The following is a 14,324-nucleotide window of genomic DNA, read 5'->3' as shown; positions in this document are numbered from 1 at the left end:
ATGGCCGGGGCGGACGGATTTTGTCAAAACAACATGCTCGCGCCCGCCGCCGGGGGCGGACTTAGCCGGCCGCGTCGGCGTAGGGGTCGGCGATGCCGAGGGCGGCCAGGATCTCGGTCTCCAGGCCTTCCATCTCGGTGGCTTCGGCGTCGTCCATGTGGTCGTAGCCCTGGGCGTGCAGCACGCCGTGGACGATCAGGTGGGCGGTGTGCTGCTCGACCGTCTTGCCCTGCTCGGCCGCTTCGCGTTCGAGCACGTCGGTGCAGAGGATGATGTCGGCCTGGGTCGGCGCGTCGTCGGCCAGCTGCTCGCCCTCGTTGTAGGCGAAGGTCAGCACGTTGGTGGCGTAGTCCTTGCCGCGGTAGTCGCGGTTCAGGGTCCGGCCCTCGGCGGCGTCGACGAAGCGGATGGTCAGCTCGGCCGGCGCCAGCAGGGCCGCCTGGACCCAGCGGCGCAGTTTGGCGCGGGTGATGCTGGCCTGCAGGCGGCTGTCCGGGTATTGCACCGACAGCGAGAGTTTATTTTTTTCGGACATTTTTGACGGCGCTGGGTTTGATCAAATGGGTGATGTCGGCGTTGGCGTCCTGCGCCGCCTCGTAGGCGTCGACGATGCGCGCCACCAGCGGGTGGCGCACCACGTCCTCGCTGCCGAACTGGGTGAAGGCGATGCCGCGCACCTCGCGCAGCACGGCGATGGCGTCGACCAGACCGCTCTTCTGGCTCTTGTGCAGGTCGATCTGGGTGACGTCGCCGGTGACCACGGCCTTGCTGCCGAAGCCGATGCGGGTCAGGAACATCTTCATCTGTTCGACGGTGGTGTTCTGCGCCTCGTCGAGGATGACGAAGGCGTGGTTCAGGGTGCGGCCGCGCATGTAGGCCAGCGGGGCGACCTCGATGATCTGCTTCTCGAACATCTTCTGCGTGCGGTCGAAGCCGAGCAGGTCGTACAGCGCGTCGTACAGCGGGCGCAGGTAGGGATCGACCTTCTGCGCCAGGTCGCCGGGCAGGAAGCCGAGGCGTTCGCCGGCTTCGACGGCGGGGCGGGTCAGGATGATGCGCTTGACGGCGTCGCGTTCGAGGGCGTCGACGGCGCAGGCCACCGCCAGGTAGGTCTTGCCGGTGCCGGCCGGGCCGACGCCGAAGCTGATGTCGTGTTCGAGGATGTGGCGCAGGTATTTGATCTGGTGCGGCGTGCGGCCGCGCAGGTCGGTGCGGCGCGTCTTCAACTGCGGGCTGGCGATGTCGGGTTCGACGAAGGCGCTCGGGGCGTGGTGCTCGCTGACGGCCGACAGGCCGGCGCGCTGCTCGACCAGGGCCAGTTGCACCTCCTCGATCGGCACCACCTTGTTGGCGACCTGGTAGAACTGGTCGAGGATTTCGACGGCGCGTTCGGCGTTGCTGCCGCTGACGATGAATTTTTCGCCACGGCGGAAGATGGTGACGTCGAGCGCGGCGGAGATCTGCCGCAGGTTCTCGTCGAGCGGGCCGCACAGGTGGGCCAGGCGCGCGTTATCGAGCGGCTCGGGGATGAAGTAGTGCGGCTGGACTGGGGTCTTGGTTTTCAATGGGGCGTGTCGTTCGTGTGTGAGGGGCGCGGCGGCGGCGTGGCCGCGACGCGCCGGACGGGGCGCAAGGCGCGCCCGCCAAGGGCCGGAGGCGGCAGAGCGGCGCGCCGGCGGGATAGGCGCCAGTGTAACGTAAATTGCCGGGGCGGATGGCGAGTCAATCCAGGCCGGCGCGGATTTTTGCTTGCATTCCGGTCGGCGCGCTCTACAGTAAAGATGTAGCCCGCCGGCAATGTCCGGTGCCATCCACCCTGTCGGAGTCCGCCATGTCGCTTCGTCCCGCCGGTTCCGCCGCCGCCACGGTGGCCAACAATTTGCAGCAGACCGCCCAGCACCGCGGCGCGCGGCGCGCCGAGGACGGCCAGCGGGCCGAGCGCGGCCAGCAGGCGCGCGGCGACAATAAGGCGGCCGAGGCGGCGGCCAAGGTGGCCGAGCGCCAGCAGGCCGCCAAGGCCGAGCAGCAGCGCCAGGTCGGCGCCCGCATCGAGCTGGCGCAGCAGCAGGTCGAGGCGCAGCAGGAGCGCGCCACGCTGGGCCGGCATATCGACACCACCGCCTGAGCCGTTCTACCGACTCGCTTTTTTCCACCTTGCGCGATGCCAGCCGGGGCACATCCGGCCGGCGCGTCGCCGCGTCCCCATCCCGCAGTCTTGGCGCCGCCGCCGGCCCGACGCCGCCGGGGTCATGTCACAGTTCCCCGGCCAATGATGAGGTCGCCAGCGGAGCGCCATTTAATCTTGTAACAATTTCCTACAAGTTCTTGCGTGCGACACCCATGGTCGCCATGTGTTGAAATGGCATCAAAGTTGTCAAGCTTTCCAGCTAATGATTGATCTTACACAATCTTTGCTGGCGCTGCACAAGAGGGAAACTAGCAATTTAGGTATAGAATATTGTGTAAATTACAATTTAAAAAGGAGGGCGAAAGTGGCTCAAATCGCCGCCGGCGCGCCAGGCGCGGGTGGGGAAACAGGCAACACCCCTGGCGAGGCGCTCTAAGCCGCCCTTAAGTTCGGAACCGCATTATTTGATTCACCAACACAGACGAGGAATATCATGGCACATCACGCGCTTGCATCCCAAGAGAGCTACAACCCCAACCATCTGCTCGACATCCTGCTTGGCAAGATGCAGCTGAAAAACGACGCCGCCCTGTCGCGCCTGCTGGAAGTGGCACCGCCGGTGATTAGCAAGATCCGCCACCATCGCCTGCCGGTCGGCGCCTCGCTGCTGATCCGCATGCACGAGGTGACCGGTATGAGCATCCGTGACCTGCGCGATTTGATGGGCGACCGGCGCACCAAGTATCGCCTGTCCGACGCCCAGGGCCGCCCCAAGGCGGAAGACCGTGGCGACAAGAAGGAAGCCGGCGGCAACTACGCCCACCACTGAGGTGCGCCGTGGCGGCGCGCGGCCGGCCTTGCTCAGGAGAGCAGGGCCATGGTGATCTCCTCGTACTGCAGCTCGGTTTCGCGGAACAGCTGCAGGTAGACCGACTCGTCGAGTCCCAGCGCGTTCCAGGCCACCGGCGAGACCGGCGGCACCAGGCCGTCGGGCGCCTGCGCCAGGTCGAGCGCGTGGACGATGGCGTCGGCCACGTGGATGATGGCGGCGAGGAAGCCGGCGCCCGGTTTTTCCGGGTCGTGGTGGCCGCCGATGGCCAGCCGCATCGTGTCGGAGAAGTTCCAGTGCTCGGCCAGCGCCATGCCGGCATCGACGTGGTCGATGCCCAGCACGGCCCGTTCGGCGTCGAGCAGGAAGCAATCGTGTTCGGCGCGGTGGGCCAGCACCTGCTCGTAGCGATCGGGGAAGCTGGCCACCAGCACCAGCCGGCCGATGTCGTGCAGCAGGCCGGCGGTGAAGGCGTAGTCCTGGTTGAAACGCATCTGCCGCGCCAGCACCTTGGCGCAGGCGGCGGTGGCGATCGAGTGGCGCCAGAAAGCGCGGTGGTCGAAGCCGCGGCAATGGCCCTCGGCGAAGCAGCCGGTGACGGCCGCCGCCGTGATCAGGTTGCGCGTGGTCTGGAAACCCAGGTAGGTGATCGCCTGCTGGATGGTGGTGACCTTGATCTGCAGGCCGTACAGCGAGGAGTTGGCCAGGCGCAGCGTCTTGGCCGTCAGCGCCTGGTCGTTCGACACCTTCTTGGCCAACACCGAGATGTCGACGTCCTCCTGGTCGATGCTGTTGAGCAGCTCCATCACCACCGCCGGCAGCGACGGCAAGTCCTCCAGATTCTTGACGACGTCGTCGTAGCTCAACGCCTGCAAGGCGGGATCGATGCTCATGCCGCGTCCTCCGCCGGGCCGGCGCGGAAATGGCTGACGTGGCTGCGCAGCAGGGTGGTGGCCCAGTCCTTGTCGACCTCCGGGTCGTTGCGGCGGAACAGGTGGGCGATGCGTTCGAGCTGTTGCTGGCGCTCGGCGGCCGCCTCTTCGACCGAGACGGGCTGCAGGGCGATCGGCAGCACGGCGATGCCGTGGCGCGGCATCAGGGCGATCATCGCCTCGCTCAGCACCGTGCCCTGCGGCAGCAGGACGTGGCCCTGCAGGTCGAGCAGCTCGTCCGACAAGCTCATGCCCGGCAGCACTTGCGCCAGCGGCAACTGCTGGTAGTTGGTGGTCATACATCCTCCCTGATCGCTTTGTCCGATCTTACCATTGCCAGCCTGCCACGTCTGCCGCCTCCTGCATTGGCCCGGCGCAATGTTGTGCTGCGTCAGCTACCGGCCCGCGGCGTGGCCGTGCCGGGCTTGCAACTTCTTGCCAAGTCGCGGGGCTTCCCGTACATTGGGGCGTTGCCATCGAAAACAGCGGTTGTCCCGCGCGGGCGAGGGGGGAGCGGTAGATGTTTGGAATCCAAGGTCGGCTGACATTGTTGTTCGTGCTGATCGTCACGGTGGTGCTGGCCATTTCCGGCACCTACGCCCAATACAGCCTCGGCCACGAGTTGGAGGTCAGCAACCAGCGCCTGCGCCAGGGTGTGTTGACGCGCCTGCAGACCAGCCTGCCGTCGGCGCTGTGGGACCTGGACAAGGCCAAGGTCGACAACATCGTCGCCGCCGAGATGTTGCCGCCCGAGCTGGTGGCGATCCGCGTCTACGACACCTCGGTCGGCCTGTTTTCCGGCAAGCTGCGGCGCGACAACGGCGGCGTCGCCAGCATCGACACCGACTCCCCCGTGCCCGGCTCGCCGGTGGTGGCCGACCTGGCCTACCGCGACTCGGGCGCCGCCGGCGCCGCCCTGAAGCCGGTGATCGTCGGCCGCGTGGTGGTCAACTTCAGCCGCGCCCAGATCGACGCCACCTTGGCGGCCGAGGTGCGGCGCAAGGTCATCGAGGTGCTGTTGCTCGACTTGATCCTGGTGGCGGCGCTGGCGCTCAGCCTGCGCATCGTGTTCGACCCGTTGAAACAATTGCGCGACGGCCTGTTCGACCTGGCCACGCGCGGCAGCGACGAGGTCGAGGAGCTGGCCGACAACCGGCGCGACGAGCTCGGCGAGGTGATCCGCGGCTTCAACGCCATCCAGCGCAAGGTGAAGTCGATCATCGCCCGCATCCGCGAGGCCGAGGACGAGGCGCGCAAGTCGGCGCAGGCGACGGCGCGGGCGATGGACGACCTGCAGCGCACCCAGGAGTCGCTGCTGCAGGCCGAGCGGCTGGCCTCGCTGGGCGGCCTGGTGGCCGGCGTCGCCCACGAGATCAACACGCCGGTCGGCATCGCCCTGACCAGCGCCTCGGTGCTGATGGAGGCGACCGAAAAGGTGCACCAGAACGTGGCCGACGGCAACATCAAGAAGTCCGACATCCTGCGCTACCTGGAGACGGCCAGCGAGAGCGCCCGCCTGATCATGAACAACGCCTACCGCGCCGCCCACCTGATCCACAGCTTCAAGCAGATCGCCGTCGACCAGGTCAGCGAGGCGCGCCGCCGTTTCGAGTTGCGCGACTACATCGGCGAGGTGGTGTCGAGCCTGCAGCCGAAGCTGAAGAAGACGCGCATCGTCGTGGCCATCGAGTGCCCGGCCGACATCGTGCTCGACAGCTACCCCGGCGCGCTGGCCCAGGTGATCACCAACTTGACGCTGAACTGCGTCGAGCACGCCTTCGCCGCCGAGGCCGAGGGCCGCATCGGCATCAACGTCAAGCGCGACGGCGACTGGATCGAGATGCAGGTGGTCGACAACGGCCGGGGCATCGCGGCCGACATGCTCGACAAGGTGTTCGACCCCTTCGTCACCACCCGCCGCGGCCAGGGCGGCACCGGGTTGGGGCTCAACATCGTGTTCAACCTGATCGTCAAGCAGTTCGCCGGCACCATCGCGGTGAGCAGCAAGCCCGGCCAGGGCGCCAGTTTCACGCTGCGCATTCCCATCGTCACGCCGGTCGAGGCCGGCCACGGCACCGTCGCCACGGCCGACGGCAAGGTCACGGCCTGAACCACGCGACCGCGCCGGCCGCATTAGGCCGGCTTATATTTGGTTCATAAAAATCAGTTCCACTTATATAGGAGAGTGTATGAAACTGTACTTCAGTCCGGGCGCTTGTTCCCTGTCACCACATATCGTGCTGCTCGAGGCCGGTCTGGCTTTCGACGCCGAGCGGGTCGACCTGCGCAGCAAGCGCACCGCCAGCGGCGCCGATTTCTACGCCATCCAGCCGCAGGGCTACGTGCCGGCGCTGCAGCTCGACGGCGGCCTGGTGCTGACCGAGGGGCCGGCCATCGTGCAATACCTGGCCGACCTGGCGCCGCACAAGCAACTGGCGCCGCCGGCCGGCAGCCTGGGGCGCTACCAGCTGGCCGCCTGGCTGAACTTCATCGGCACCGAGCTGCACAAGAACTTCAGCCCGCTGTTCGACCCCGGCGCCGCCGACGCGCTGAAGGATTACGCCCGCGCCAACCTGGCGCGCCGCCTGGCCCACGTCGGCGAGGTGCTGGCCGGCAACGAGTATCTGATGGGCAAGCAGTTCAGCGTCGCCGACGCCTACCTGTTCACCGTGCTCAACTGGGCCGGCATGGTCAAGGTCGACCTTAGCCCGTGGCCGGCGCTGGCCGCCTTCCAAGCGCGCGTCGCGGCACGGCCGGCGGTGCAGCAGGCGATGCGCGAGGAAGGCTTGATCCCGGCGGACTGAGCGGCGCGATGCGGAGCCGCACCGAGGGCGGCAAGCATTATTACGACTTCGACTACAGCCTGGCGCCGATTGCCTGACGCCACCGTGGCGGGCTAGAATGGCGGCCTGTCGACTTTCGCCCATGGCTAAGCATGAACAAAGATTTGATCAAGGGCATTCTGATATTGAGCGCTGTGTTGCTGGCCCTGTTTGTCGGCGCCGTGGCCACGGCCGACCATGGCATGGACAAGCTCGGCTGCATCTTCCGCGCCCTGTCGCACGGCATCGCGCTGAGCAACGTGCATGGCGTGTGTGGCTTGTAGCGGCGGGTGCCGACCGCGCAAAAAAAATCCCGCTGATGTAGCGGGATTTTTTATTGACGACGACGTTTAGTCGATGAATTTCTCGTAGGCCCCGCGGCGCCCGCCCTTGAGGCCGAGCACGACCAGGCCGAGCAGCAGCATCAACAGGGTGCCCGGCTCCGGCACCGGCGCCGCCGCCTCGTCGTAGCGCGTCGCTTCGGTCGGCGCGGCGCCCAATTCCTCGTCCGTCAAGGCGGCCGACGCGGTGGCGGCGATGCCGCAGGCGTCGGTCGGCGCGGCGAGGGCACAGGCATTGTTGTCGAAGGATGGCACGGCGCCGGCGGGGGCGGCCTGGGCGGCAGCCGTCAAGTCGAGCAATAGCGCGGCGGTGATGAGGCTGCTAGAGAGTTTGAACATATGTCTTCTTTCCGGTGTTAGGGCACTGCGCACTGCCGGCCCATGCGACCATCACGCGACTTACTTTGATAAAACTCAAACTGATTCCACAACGCCATTAGAGCATATTCGATTCAAAATTGATATCTGTATTTGCATATGGAAATCTATTTTTACCAACGAGCAACACTCTGTTCGGACTTTCCCGCGCCGTCCAAGCCGGTTTTTCCGCCGTTTTCCACCTGTTCCAGCGATCTTCGGCCGGCCGGCTGGCGGGCCGGCAGCGGCAGGCGGCGAGTCATCGCTTGCGCGATAAATTTGGCGCGTGGCATACTGCGCAGGCGTTTGCGCATCCACTCCGGGATGCATATTGCGGAAGAAGCAGAACCATGATTACACCGAATTCCACCGGCCGCCGCGCCGTCCCCGTCCGGGCCGGCATGCTGGCCGCCGCGCTGGCCCTGCTGCTGGCCACGAGCGCTTGCGGCGTGTTCAAATCGGCTGGCGCCGGCGCCGCCAAAACGGCCGCCGCGCCGGCCGCCACCACGGCCGCGCCGCCGCAGGTGCTGCTGCTCGGCGAGGTGCACGACAACGCCCAAGGCCACCGCCAGCGCTACGAGCTGCTGCGCCAGCGCGTCGAGGCGGGCTGGCGGCCGGCCATCGCCATGGAGCAGTTCGACCGCGAGCGGCAGGAGCTGTTGAGCAAGGCGCAGGCCGGCTGCCTGGACGCCGACTGCGTGATCCGCGTGATCGGCGGGCCGCGCTGGGACTGGCAGCAGTACCGTCCGTTGATCGAGCTGGCGCTGCAGTACCAACTGCCGCTGGTGGCGGTCAACCTGTCGCGCGCCGACGCCTCGCGCGTGGTGCGCGACGGCGTCGCCTCGTCCTTCAATCCGCAGGTGGTGGCCGAGTACCGCCTGGGCGAGCCGCTGCCGGCCGCGCTGCGCGCCGCGCAGCAGGAGGAGATCGTCGCCGGCCACTGCAATATGCTGCCCGAGGCGATGGTCGGCGGCATGGTCGACGCCCAGGTGGCGCGCGACATCTGGATGGCCAAGCTGATCCGCGCCCAGCGCCCGCGCGACGTCGTCCTCATCGCCGGCAACGGCCACGTGCGCAAGGACGTCGGCGTGCCCTATTGGCTCGACCGCATCGAACCCAAGCTGACGCTGCGCAGCGAAGGTTTCGTCGAAGGCAAGGACGGCGGCCGGGAAGCGGCCGGCCGCTACGACGCCAGCCACGCGCTGGCGCCGCAGGGGCGGCCCGATCCGTGCGCCGCTGTCAAGCCGAAGTAGTAGACCATACAGTTTTCGCCACCGCCCCGCCGCGCCGTCGTCGCGCGTGCGGAGCGCGGCGCCACCACGCGGAGAGCACGATGGAAACCACTTACCAAGCCGGCGCGCCGGAGCGCGCCGAGATCGACGCCCTGGCCGGCCCAGTGCTGCTGGAGTTCGGCGCCAACTGGTGCGGCCACTGCCGCGCCACGCAGGCGCCGTTGGCCGAGGCCTACGCCGGCCACGGCGGCGTGCGCCATATCAAGGTCGAGGACGGGCCGGGCCGCGCGCTGGGCCGCACTTTCCGCGTCAAGCTGTGGCCGACGCTGATCTTCCTGCGCGACGGCGTCGAGCTGGCGCGCCTGGTGCGGCCGCTGGAAAGCGAACCGATCGCCGCCGCCTTCGGCCGCATCGATACGCCGGCGTAGCCACCCGCTCGGCCGCCTGCGGAGGCCCGCGCAAGCAGCTGCGCAAGCCTGCGTGGCCGCCTGCGTAGTGTGCGTAGTATTACGCAGGCCCCCTCGCGGCGCTTGGCAGTTGCCGCCGGCGCCGCGTATCATGCAGCGTTCCAGCAGGACAGCGCGCCCCGACACATACCGCCGGCGCCCCGCCAGCGCGCGCCCGACAGCGGCCCGCGCGGCAAACCGGCCGACCACCCCTGCGCCCGTTTGCCACCGTCCTGCCGCCGCGAGCGGCATCCGCCGCCGCGCCGCCGCGCCGCATTTATCCTGCGCCGCCGCCGCGCGCCGGCGCCGTCTCGCCCATTCGATCCAGCCACACTGTCCACCGCACCCACGCCAACTAGGAGCGCTATTTATGTCCTTGCCCCATCCGGTGCCGCCTCCTCCGGCCGCCAAGACCAATTCGCCGGCCACCGTGCTGTTCGCCAGCCTGATCGGCACCACCATCGAATTCTTCGACTTCTACATCTACGCCACCGCCGCCGTGCTGGTGTTCCCCAAGCTGTTCTTCCCGGCCGGTGACGCCGCCGCCGCCACGCTGCAATCGCTGGCCACCTTCGCCATCGCCTTCTTCGCCCGTCCGGTCGGCTCGGCCGTGTTCGGCCACTTCGGCGACCGGGTCGGCCGCAAGGCCACGCTGGTGGCGGCGCTGCTGACGATGGGCCTGTCGACGGTGGCGATCGGCCTGCTGCCGACCTACGCGGCGATCGGCACCACCGCGCCGCTGCTGCTGGCGCTGTGCCGCTTCGGCCAAGGCCTGGGGCTGGGCGGCGAGTGGGGCGGCGCCGTGCTGCTGGCCACCGAGAACGCGCCGCCCGGCAAGCGCGCCTGGTACGGCATGTTCCCGCAACTGGGCGCGCCGATCGGCTTCTTCCTCTCCGGCGGCATCTTCCTGCTGCTCAGCCAGACCCTGAGCGACGCCGAATTCTTCAGCTACGGCTGGCGCATCCCCTTCCTGGCCAGCGCGCTGCTGGTGCTGGTGGGCCTGTACGTGCGCCTGAAGATCACCGAAACGCCGGCCTTCCAGCAGGTGCTCGACAAGAACGAGCGCGTCAAGATCCCGGTGGTGGCGGTGTTCCGCGAGCACGGCCGTGTGCTGGTGCTGGGCACCCTGATCGCCATGGCCACCTTCGTGCTGTTCTACCTGATGACGGTGTTCGCGCTGAGCTGGGGCACCACCGCGCTGGGCTTCTCGCGCAAGGACTTCCTGATTTTGCAGCTGTTCTCGGTGCTGTTCTTCGGCCTGACCATTCCGCTCGCCGCCGTGCTGGCCGACCGCCACGGCCGGCGCCAGACCTTGATCGCGGTGTCGGCGGCGATCGCCCTGTTCGGCCTGGTGCTGGCGCCGATGTTCGGCTCCGGCAGCGCCTGGGAGGTGACGCTGTTCATGTCGCTCGGCCTGGGCCTGATGGGCATGACCTACGGCCCGCTCGGCACCATGCTGTCCGAGCTGTTCCCGGCCGAGGTGCGCTACACCGGCGCCTCGTTGACCTTCAACCTGGCCGGCATCCTCGGCGCCTCGCTGGCACCCTACATCGCCACCTGGCTGGCGACCAACCACGGCCTGCAGTATGTCGGCTACTACCTGTCCGCCGCCGCGCTGCTCAGCCTGGCCGCGCTGGTCATGACCGGGAAACCGAAGGAGCACGACTGGGGTTGAGGTGGGACGGCCGGCCGCCAGAGCACCTTGGAAGCCAAGAAGACCCAACGGCGTACACCTAGGGTCAGACCCCGTGGGGTCTGACCCTGGCTCTCTGCCTTTGGGTGGTTTGGCAAGCGCTGTTGGCTTAACGCTGTCCAGCGAATAAAAAACCGGCCCTCGCGAGGGCCGGTTTTTTTGCGCCCGCGTCGCGGGGCTGGCTGGCTTAGAAGCGGTAGCGCGCCGTCAGTTGCAGCGAGCGCGGTGCGCCCGGCAGGTTCAGATTTTTGCTGCTGCCGTGGCCGGCGACGATGTACTCGCGGTCGAACAGGTTCTGCGCGTTGAGCTGCAGCTCGACCTTGCCGCTGCGGTAGTAGGCCATCGCGTCGGCGGTGACGAAGCTTGGCAGCGTCACCGTGTTGCCCGGATTGGCGAAGCGGTCGCCGACATAATTGACGCCGGCGCCGACGCCGAAGCCCTGGCCCAGCGCCTTGCTGAGCCACAGGTTGGCGCTGTGGCGCGGCGTGAGTGTCGGCCGCTTGCCCTGCACCAGTTGGCCGTCGTCCTTGGCCACCGAGGCGATCATGCTGGCGTCGAGCAGGGCGTAGCCGGCCCAGGTTTGCCAGCCGTCGCCCAGGTTGCCGCTGAGGGTCAGCTCCAGGCCGTCGGTGCGCTGGCTGCCCATCTGCACCAGCTTGTTGGTGACCGCGTCGGTCACCTTCATGTTGCTGCGTTCGAGGCGGAACAGCGAGACGCCGGCCGTGGCCTTGCCGCCGAACAGATCGAGCTTGGCGCCGACCTCGTTGTTCTTGGTGATTTCCGGATCGAGCTCGGCGTTGTTGGCGGCCAGCGCCGCGTTCTCGCCCGAGGGCTGGAAGGAGCGGCTGAACGAGGCGTAGTAGGACTGCGTGGCGCTGGGTTGGTAGACCAGGCCGGCGCGCGGACTCCAGCTGCGGTCGGTGCGGCCCAGGTTGGGCTGGCCGGCGCGGTGGTCCTCGGTCTGCTGTTCGAAGCGGTCGTAGCGCAGGCCGGCCAGCGCCTTCCATTGATTGCTCAAGCTGACCAGATCCTGCACGTAGACGGCGGCGACCTTGAAGATGCCGCGGTTGTCGCTGGCCGGTGCGCCGCCGGCGGTGAACGGCACCACCGGATTGACCGGGTTGAACAGCGACACGGTGGCGACGTTGGCCTGCGAGCGGTTCAGGATGTCCTTGGTCTGCTGGCCGAGCTCCAGGCCGTACAGCAACTGGTGGGGCATGCCGGCCAGCGTGGTCTTCTGCGTCAACTCGGTCTGGTTGAAGTAACCGCTCTCGTCGCGCTTGATGTTGCCGCGGGTGAGCGAGACGGTCTTGGCCGCCTCGTTGACCGAGCCCACCAGGGTGTTGTTGCGGTCGAGCGAGTAGTCGTAGTGGCGGAAGGCGTTGCGCAGCGACCAGTCCTGGTTGAGGCGGTGCTCCAAGGTGAAGCCCAGCGCGTGCACACGGGATTCGTTGTAGTCGTTGTCCTTGGCGTTGGCGGCGCCGTAGTAGGTGCCCGGCGCCACGTCGACCACGCGGCCCTGGTAGGACGGCACGCCGAAGTCGGTCAGGCGCTTGTCGTGCAGGTACTCGGCCTGCAGCAGCAGCGTGGTGGCGGCACCCAGCTTGAACTGCAGCGATGGCGCCAGCGTCTCGCGTTGGAGGAACTGCTGGTCGCGGTAGCTGCCCGAATCCTCGACGGCGCCGGTGACGCGCAGCGCCATGGCTTGCTCCGGCAGCCTGCGCGCCAGGTCGAACTCGGCGCGTTTCTGCTGGTTGCTTCCGGCTTGGATGCTCACTTCGCTGAGATCGATGCCGGGTTTTTTGCTGACCCGGTTGATCAAGCCGCCCGACGAGCCGCGCCCGAACAGCACCGAGGCCGGTCCCTTGACCACTTCAATCTGCTCGATGTTGGACAGGTCGCGGAAGTACATCGAATCGTCGCGCATGCCGTCGACGAACTGGTCGGCGATGGCCGAGAAGCCACGGATGGTCACCTGGTCGCGCTGGCCGTCGCCGGTCGACAGGCCGACGCCCGGCACGGCCTTGAGCACGTCCTGCATCGAGCGCGCCGCCTGGTCGCGCAGCAGCTCCTTCGGCACCACGTTGACGGTCTGCGGAATGTCGCGCAGCGGCGCCTCGGTCTTGGTGGCGCTGCCGGCGCTGCCGGCGTTGTAGCCGCTGTCCTGGCTGCCGCTGACGGTCACCACCGTCATGGTTTGTTCGGCGCCGGCGGCGGGCGCCGGGCCGGCGTCGGCCGCCTGGGCGGTGGTGGAGAGCGATTGAACGGCCAGCGCGACGAGCAGCGCGAGCGGGGTCTTGTTGAGTGCCATGAACAGTCCTAGTCAAAAATGGGAGTCGCTGGCTACCACGTGCTGACACGCTTTGCTTGCTTAAATGAGAATCATTACTATTCAAATTATGGCTGGACTGTTGACGTTGCACAAGGCTAAGTGACTTGTTTATTGATATTTATTATGGATTCGGTGGATTTGCGGTCGCCGGGCGGTGGCGGGGGAGAGGCGGCGGGGAGGCGGCGGGAGCGCCGGATAAGGCGGCTCCGCCGGCCCGGAGCGCGCCGCCGACGGGGTGGCGGAAGGCGTGCGCTCGGGCTTGGGCCGGCGGATGGCCGGCCCGCGAAAACTAAAAAACTAGAACAGGCGGCTCAGGTCGGGCCGGGTGGCCAGTGCCTGGTTGACGATGGCGCTGACGCGCTCGCGCTCGGCGCCTTGCAGCGGCTGGCGCGGCCGGCGCACGTTCTCGTTGCCGACGCCGGCCAGGGTCTCGACCAGCTTCAGGTTCTGCACCAGCTTGGTCGACACGTCGAGGTGCATCAGCGGCATGAACCACTGGTACAGCTTGAGCGCCTCGTCCCAGCGCTTGGCCTTCATCAGCTTGTACAGCGCCACGGTCTCCTTGGGGAAGGCCACCACCAGGCCGGCCAGCAGGCCGTCGGCGCCCACCGCCAGACCCTCGAAGGACAGGTCGTCGACGCCCATGAACAGCTGGTAGCGATGGCCGACGGCGTTGCGCAGGTCGGTGATGCGGCGCACGTTGTCGCTCGACTCCTTGATGGCGACGATCCACTCGCAGTCGGCCAGGTCCTGGAAGTCCTCCGGCGTCAGGTCGACCTTGTAGGTGACCGGATTGTTATACACCATGATCGGCAGGCGCGCCGCGTCGGCGATGGTGCGCAGATTCTCCTTGGCCTCGCGGGCGTCGGCCGCGTACAGCACGGACGGCATCACCATCAGGCCCTGCACGCCCATCTCGTGCGCCTTTTCGACGAAGCGGCAGGCGTTCAGCGTGCGCGTCTCGCTGACGTTGACCAGCACCGGCACGCGGCCGGCGGCGACGCGCAGCGCGGTCTGGGTGACCGCCAGCTTCTCGTCGAAGGACAAGGTGCTGGCCTCGCCGAGCGAGCCGCAGGTGAGCAGGGCGTGCACGCCGCTGTCGATCTGGAAGGCGAAGTGGCGCTCCATGGCGTCGTGGTCGAGATCCTCGTTCGATTTGAACTTGGTGGTGACTGCGGGGAAGACCCCTTCCCATTTTGCTGCGGCCATGCT

Annotated in this window: 16 protein-coding genes; 8 read left to right on the top strand and 8 right to left on the bottom strand. The window is 67.5% G+C overall.

Going from position 1 to position 14,324, the window contains the following annotated elements; all coding sequences use genetic code 11:
- Positions 1 to 61: 61 nt before the first annotated feature.
- Entirely contained in the window at positions 62 to 535 is a 474-nt protein-coding gene (gene ybeY, locus H7U20_RS14415; protein WP_199759843.1) for an rRNA maturation RNase YbeY, read from the bottom strand.
- Positions 519 to 1,565, bottom strand: coding sequence for a PhoH family protein (locus tag H7U20_RS14410; protein ID WP_199759842.1), 1,047 nt, complete (start codon positions 1,563 to 1,565; stop codon positions 519 to 521). The genes ybeY and H7U20_RS14410 overlap by 17 nt, the downstream gene beginning before the upstream one ends.
- A gap of 266 nt (positions 1,566 to 1,831) precedes the next feature.
- Between H7U20_RS14410 and H7U20_RS14405 the strand changes: the two genes are divergently transcribed.
- Both H7U20_RS14405 and H7U20_RS14400 read left to right on the top strand, forming a co-directional pair.
- On the top strand, positions 1,832 to 2,125 hold the full coding sequence (locus H7U20_RS14405) for a hypothetical protein (RefSeq protein ID WP_199759841.1): 294 nt from the start codon (positions 1,832 to 1,834) through the stop codon (positions 2,123 to 2,125).
- Between the two features lie 496 nt (positions 2,126 to 2,621).
- Positions 2,622 to 2,957 carry a hypothetical protein gene (locus H7U20_RS14400; RefSeq protein WP_199759840.1) on the top strand — a complete coding sequence of 112 codons (336 nt, stop codon included), beginning with the start codon at positions 2,622 to 2,624 and terminating at the stop codon, positions 2,955 to 2,957.
- A gap of 32 nt (positions 2,958 to 2,989) precedes the next feature.
- Here H7U20_RS14400 and H7U20_RS14395 read toward each other — a convergent pair whose 3' ends face one another.
- Together H7U20_RS14395 and H7U20_RS14390 are read right to left on the bottom strand one after the other, a co-directional pair.
- Entirely contained in the window at positions 2,990 to 3,850 is an 861-nt protein-coding gene (locus H7U20_RS14395) for an HDOD domain-containing protein (RefSeq protein ID WP_199759839.1), read from the bottom strand.
- Positions 3,847 to 4,188, bottom strand: coding sequence for a hypothetical protein (locus H7U20_RS14390; protein ID WP_199759838.1), 342 nt, complete (start codon positions 4,186 to 4,188; stop codon positions 3,847 to 3,849). Before H7U20_RS14390 ends, H7U20_RS14395 begins: the two co-directional genes overlap by 4 nt.
- Positions 4,189 to 4,409: 221 nt before the next feature.
- Here H7U20_RS14390 and H7U20_RS14385 point away from each other — a divergent pair, with 221 nt between their 5' ends.
- From H7U20_RS14385 to H7U20_RS14375, 3 genes are all read left to right on the top strand, one after another.
- On the top strand, positions 4,410 to 5,999 hold the full coding sequence (locus H7U20_RS14385) for a sensor histidine kinase (RefSeq protein WP_199759837.1): 1,590 nt from the start codon (positions 4,410 to 4,412) through the stop codon (positions 5,997 to 5,999).
- 79 nt (positions 6,000 to 6,078) lie between these two features.
- Complete coding sequence (gstA, locus tag H7U20_RS14380; protein ID WP_199759836.1) at positions 6,079 to 6,693, top strand: glutathione transferase GstA; 615 nt, start codon at positions 6,079 to 6,081, stop codon at positions 6,691 to 6,693.
- A 131-nt stretch (positions 6,694 to 6,824) separates the two neighbouring features.
- Positions 6,825 to 6,995 (top strand): hypothetical protein, encoded by a 171-nt coding sequence (locus tag H7U20_RS14375; RefSeq protein WP_199759835.1) that lies wholly within the window; start codon positions 6,825 to 6,827, stop codon positions 6,993 to 6,995.
- Positions 6,996 to 7,061: 66 nt separating this feature from the next.
- On the opposite strand, the gene H7U20_RS30780 is transcribed toward H7U20_RS14375, so the two are convergent.
- Both H7U20_RS30780 and H7U20_RS14365 read right to left on the bottom strand, forming a co-directional pair.
- Entirely contained in the window at positions 7,062 to 7,391 is a 330-nt protein-coding gene (locus tag H7U20_RS30780) for a PEP-CTERM sorting domain-containing protein (RefSeq protein ID WP_199759834.1), read from the bottom strand.
- 152 nt (positions 7,392 to 7,543) lie between these two features.
- The gene (locus tag H7U20_RS14365; RefSeq protein ID WP_199759833.1) at positions 7,544 to 7,723 is read right to left on the bottom strand and encodes a hypothetical protein; all 180 of its coding nucleotides are present in this window, start codon (positions 7,721 to 7,723) and stop codon (positions 7,544 to 7,546) included.
- A 36-nt stretch (positions 7,724 to 7,759) separates the two neighbouring features.
- Between H7U20_RS14365 and H7U20_RS14360 the strand changes: the two genes are divergently transcribed.
- From H7U20_RS14360 to H7U20_RS14350, 3 genes are all read left to right on the top strand, one after another.
- Positions 7,760 to 8,662, top strand: coding sequence for a ChaN family lipoprotein (locus tag H7U20_RS14360; RefSeq protein ID WP_233410759.1), 903 nt, complete (start codon positions 7,760 to 7,762; stop codon positions 8,660 to 8,662).
- A gap of 80 nt (positions 8,663 to 8,742) precedes the next feature.
- The gene (locus H7U20_RS14355; RefSeq protein ID WP_199759832.1) at positions 8,743 to 9,069 is read left to right on the top strand and encodes a thioredoxin family protein; all 327 of its coding nucleotides are present in this window, start codon (positions 8,743 to 8,745) and stop codon (positions 9,067 to 9,069) included.
- 388 nt (positions 9,070 to 9,457) lie between these two features.
- On the top strand, positions 9,458 to 10,762 hold the full coding sequence (locus H7U20_RS14350; RefSeq protein ID WP_199759831.1) for an MFS transporter: 1,305 nt from the start codon (positions 9,458 to 9,460) through the stop codon (positions 10,760 to 10,762).
- A 205-nt stretch (positions 10,763 to 10,967) separates the two neighbouring features.
- Here the strand turns inward: H7U20_RS14350 and H7U20_RS14345 are convergent, their stop codons facing one another.
- Both H7U20_RS14345 and H7U20_RS14340 read right to left on the bottom strand, forming a co-directional pair.
- Positions 10,968 to 13,091 carry a TonB-dependent receptor gene (locus H7U20_RS14345; protein ID WP_199759830.1) on the bottom strand — a complete coding sequence of 708 codons (2,124 nt, stop codon included), beginning with the start codon at positions 13,089 to 13,091 and terminating at the stop codon, positions 10,968 to 10,970.
- Positions 13,092 to 13,409: 318 nt separating this feature from the next.
- Entirely contained in the window at positions 13,410 to 14,321 is a 912-nt protein-coding gene (locus H7U20_RS14340) for a dihydrodipicolinate synthase family protein (protein ID WP_199759829.1), read from the bottom strand.
- Positions 14,322 to 14,324: the final 3 nt, after the last annotated feature.

This window comes from Rugamonas violacea, assembly GCF_016461825.1.
Classification (GTDB): domain Bacteria; phylum Pseudomonadota; class Gammaproteobacteria; order Burkholderiales; family Burkholderiaceae_D; genus Rugamonas.
Note: the sequence above shows the minus strand (reverse complement) of the source record. Positions and strands in the feature narration are given on the sequence as shown.